3 protein-coding genes are annotated in these 4,000 nt (G+C 64.8%); 1 reads left to right on the forward strand and 2 read right to left on the reverse strand.

The window, feature by feature from the left end; translation table 11 throughout:
- Window positions 1–21: 21 nt before the first annotated feature.
- Both ABNU97_RS17360 and ABNU97_RS17365 read right to left on the reverse strand, forming a co-directional pair.
- Entirely contained in the window at window positions 22–465 is a 444-nt protein-coding gene (locus tag ABNU97_RS17360; RefSeq protein WP_348767922.1) for an EF-hand domain-containing protein, read from the reverse strand.
- A gap of 65 nt (window positions 466–530) precedes the next feature.
- Window positions 531–2,477 carry an alkaline phosphatase family protein gene (locus ABNU97_RS17365; protein ID WP_348767923.1) on the reverse strand — a complete coding sequence of 649 codons (1,947 nt, stop codon included), beginning with the start codon at window positions 2,475–2,477 and terminating at the stop codon, window positions 531–533.
- Window positions 2,478–2,628: 151 nt separating this feature from the next.
- Between ABNU97_RS17365 and ABNU97_RS17370 the strand changes: the two genes are divergently transcribed.
- Window positions 2,629–3,921 carry an Nramp family divalent metal transporter gene (locus ABNU97_RS17370; protein WP_348767924.1) on the forward strand — a complete coding sequence of 431 codons (1,293 nt, stop codon included), beginning with the start codon at window positions 2,629–2,631 and terminating at the stop codon, window positions 3,919–3,921.
- The last annotated feature ends 79 nt before the right edge of the window (window positions 3,922–4,000 follow it).

The raw sequence follows: 4,000 nt of genomic DNA on the forward strand, positions 1-4,000 counted from the left end.
GCGCAGTCGTGCTAACAGGCGCTAGTCGCGCGGGCTATCGTCCTCGATGGCCTGGCGCAGTTCCGCACCGTCGAGCACGCCGTCGGAATTGGTATCCAGGGCATCGAAATATGGCGTCATCGCGGCCTGATACTCGGCCAGCGAAATACCGCCGTCGTCGTCGCGGTCGAGGATGGCAAACTGGCGCTCGATGGACGCGCGGCGCGCCCGGCGTACGTCGGCGGGCAGCTCTTCGCTGTCGCGCCCGGGCTGACCGGCCGCGAACTCGTCGGTGTCGAGCAGGCCGTCGCCGTTGCCATCGAGCCGCTCGAACGTCTTGCGCTGACCGTCGATCGCCTCCTGACGACTGATCGCACCGTCGTCGTTGGCGTCCAGCGCAGAGAGCGCATTCTGGGCCCAGGCGCCGGCCGGCATGGCGGCGGCCAACACGAACACCGCGCTTAGCGGCAATAGCGATCGACTCATTTGCTGTCGTCCTCGGTCAGGCATGGAGCGGTATTGGGCAACGCGGGCAACCCGAGGTTCAGTCTTCAATCGGGTGCGTCGTCGTCCTGTTCAAACACCACGTCGGAGTCGTCGGCGCACAGCTCACGAATTTCGCTGGGCTGGCCCGCGGCGTTGAAGCGCACATAACCCATGCCGGCGCCGTTGACCAGGCGCTCGCCGTGATCGGCGGGGCTCGGACGACGCGGTTCGATACGCATACGCCGGCGCTTGGTGAACCAGTTCAGCGGCGAGTACGGCGCATACAGCCACCGATTGAGCCGATCGAACCAGTCCAGCAGCCGACGTGGAAATTCGTTCTTCACGCCAGAGCTGGTGATCTGCCAGATCCGCTGGCGCGCGGCCGAAAAGCGCAGGGTGACGTCATAGGCGAACGAGTAATGCACGTCGCCCGACAGAATGGTGAAATTCTTCGGCGTCTTGCCGTGACGAAAGATGTTGAGCAGCGTATGGGCCGCGCCGGGATGGGCCATCCAGTTTTCGGCATCCACCATCAGCGGTTTGCCGAACCAGGTGAAAACACGCTGGATGTTCTCGATGAGTTTGACGCCGAAAATCGGCGCGGCGGAGACCATCACCACGCTTTCGCGGTTCATGAGCTGGCCTTGCATCTCGCTCAGAGCCTCCCAGTCCATCAACCCGGACGGCTTGGACGGTGCCCGCCCGCGTCGCCAGCGCCGGGTGCGGGTATCGAGCACGAGCACGCCCGGGTCCGTCTCGAGCATGAAACCCCAGCCGCGAAATTCGAGCAGATGGTCGATCAGGGCATCGTGGGCGGCGTTGTCGCGCGTATCGATATAGCGCACCACGCACGGCCAGACCGTCTCTTCAAAAGCCTCCGGCCGGTTGCCCCAGCCCTGGCACAGCAGATAGGCGATCAGCGCATTGCCGATGATGCGTCGGGAGAAAGGATGCCCGTAGGCGGTATCCATCCATTCACCCGTGAGGTTCCAGTCGTCGGTAATGTCGTGATCGTCGAAGATCATGGCGGTGACGGTGTTGGCCATCACGCGCCGAACCGCCGGCAGCTCGGCAACGAAGGCGTCGATGGCCCGTGCTTCTTCGTCGTAGCGACGGCTTTCTTCTTCGTCCAGCTCGGGGCGGGTGTACTCGAGCCCTCGCCAGGCGACATCGGACCAGCACAGCAGATACATCGCCAGCACTTCAGCGAGCGTGATCAGGTGATTGCCCGACGAAGCCGACGTGAACACCGGCTTGCGCGTGCCGCCAAAAAAGCGGTCGCGCAGATCCCGGTTGACCTTTTCCTTGGGCAGCAGCTCGTCGCGCCGGTAGTAGCAGGCGCTACAGGCATAGAGTGCATCGCTGTCGTCGAGCAACGCGCCTTCCAGGGTTTCCGGCCACAGGCCGAGCCGCGCGATAAGCGCATGGATGGCCCGTAGCAACGGCCCTGCCACATCATCGGCATAGATCTGATCGCCGGTGAGCAGCATGGCCGCCGGCCAGTCGGCGCTATCCGCGCGCCGTGCCCCAAGCCATCGGTCCGCACGCGCCATGCCGTCGCCAGACGGATGATGCGGGCGCCGACAGGAACCGTGCAGCAGGCTGTCGAGCCGCGTCTTGATCACGAACCGCGGGCGCGATTCGCCTTCGTAGCACAGCGCCGGCTCGGCTGCGGCCAGCGAGACGCGATCGTCGCCCACAAGCAGGTCATAGCCAATCGCCCTGCCTTCGGGCAGCGGCTCCACCCCGGCCGCGCCGAGATCCACGTCGATGAATATCATCCACGCGTGCTCACCAATACGCAGATCGCGACGATGGCGGCTATCGAGCACGATCGTGTCGTCGGCGACCTGGCGTCGGCCGTCATCGTCGCGATACAGGGCCAGCGTCAGCGGCTGGTTGCTGGCGGCCACCAGCCAGAGCACCAGACGGCCCGGCCGGGCCTGGCGCAGAATCGGGCCGGCGAGGACGCCGTTGGCAACGGGGTCGGCAAATGAAGCGGTGTCTTGCATGCGCCGATTGTACGGCGCGCGCGCCGGCGCGTGCGCCAACGCGTATTGACCGCTCGGATGATGGGCGCTAATTTCAGCCGATGCTAAGTTTTGCAGTCCACCGTTACGCCGGCCCTCGGTTGCGGTTCGATGTCGCCCGCCCGAGCCGTTCATGAGCCGCTCTCAAAGCGACATGCTGCCGGGCGAAAACGCCACCATGCGCGCCGCACAGGCCGCCCTTGATGGCCGGCACCGCGGTCTGCGTGGGCTGTGGCCGTTTCTGGGCCCGGCCTTCATCGCCGCCGTGGCCTATATCGACCCCGGCAATTTCGCGACCAATATCCAGGCCGGCTCGACCTTTGGTTATCTGCTGCTGTGGGTGGTCGTGGTCGCCAACCTGATGGCGATCCTCATACAGAGCATGTCGGCCAAGCTCGGTATCGCCACCGGCAAGAACGTGCCCGAAGTCTGTCGCGAACGGTTTTCCCGACCGGTGACCATCGCTTTATGGATACAGGCCGAGATCATCGCCATTGCCACGGACCTGGCCGAATTCATCGGCGGCGCGCTGGGACTGTACCTGCTGTTCGGGATTCCGCTGTTTCCGGCGGCGGTGATTACCGGGGTGTTCTCCTTTGCCCTGCTCGAGTTGCAGCGGCGCGGTTTTCGTCCGCTCGAAGCGGGTATCACCGCGCTCGTGGGCGTGGTGGTCGTGTCCTTTGCCTACGAAGTGTACGTCGCCGACCCGGACATGGGCGATCTGGCCCTGGGGCTGATACCCGGTTTCCAGGGCAGTCACAGCGTGATGCTGGCCGCGGGTATTCTGGGCGCCACCGTCATGCCGCACGTGATCTATCTGCATTCGGCGCTCACCCAGCGGCGCGTGGTCGGGCGCAGCGCCGACGAGCGCCGACGCATCTTCCGGTTCGAATTCGTCGATATCCTGATCGCCATGGGCGTGGCCGGATTGATCAATGCCGCCATGCTGGTGATGGCGGCCGGCCTGTTCTTTGGCGCGGCCACGCCGATCACCACCCTGGAAGGCGCATTCGCCCAGCTGCGCGACTATGCCGGCCCGCTCGCCGCGACCCTGTTCGGGGTCGGCCTTCTGGCAAGCGGGTTTTCCAGTTCGTCGGTAGGTACGATGAGCGGTCAGGTGGTCATGCAGGGGTTCATCGCCCGGCGTATTCCGCTGTTCGCACGACGCCTGATCACCATGACGCCACCGCTTTTGATTCTGGCCATGGGCGTCGACGCCACCACCGCGCTGGTCATGAGCCAGGTAGTGCTGTCCTTTGGTATCCCGTTTGCCCTGATCCCGCTGCTGCTGTTCTGCTCGAACCGCGAGATCATGGGCGAGCTGGTCAACCGGCGGGCCACCACCGTCGCGGCGTGGGCGATCGCCTGCGTGGTGATCGCGCTCAACGTCTTCCTGCTCTACGAGACGTTTTTCGGCCAGTTCTAGGGAAGCTCTGCATAGACCTCTCATGGATCGCGTTCGAGTCCTCACAGACGGTGCGGCAAGGCGTCCAGGCGCAGCGCCT

This window comes from uncultured Salinisphaera sp. (genome assembly GCF_964012375.1).
In the GTDB taxonomy this organism is placed as follows: Bacteria; Pseudomonadota; Gammaproteobacteria; order Nevskiales; family Salinisphaeraceae; genus Salinisphaera.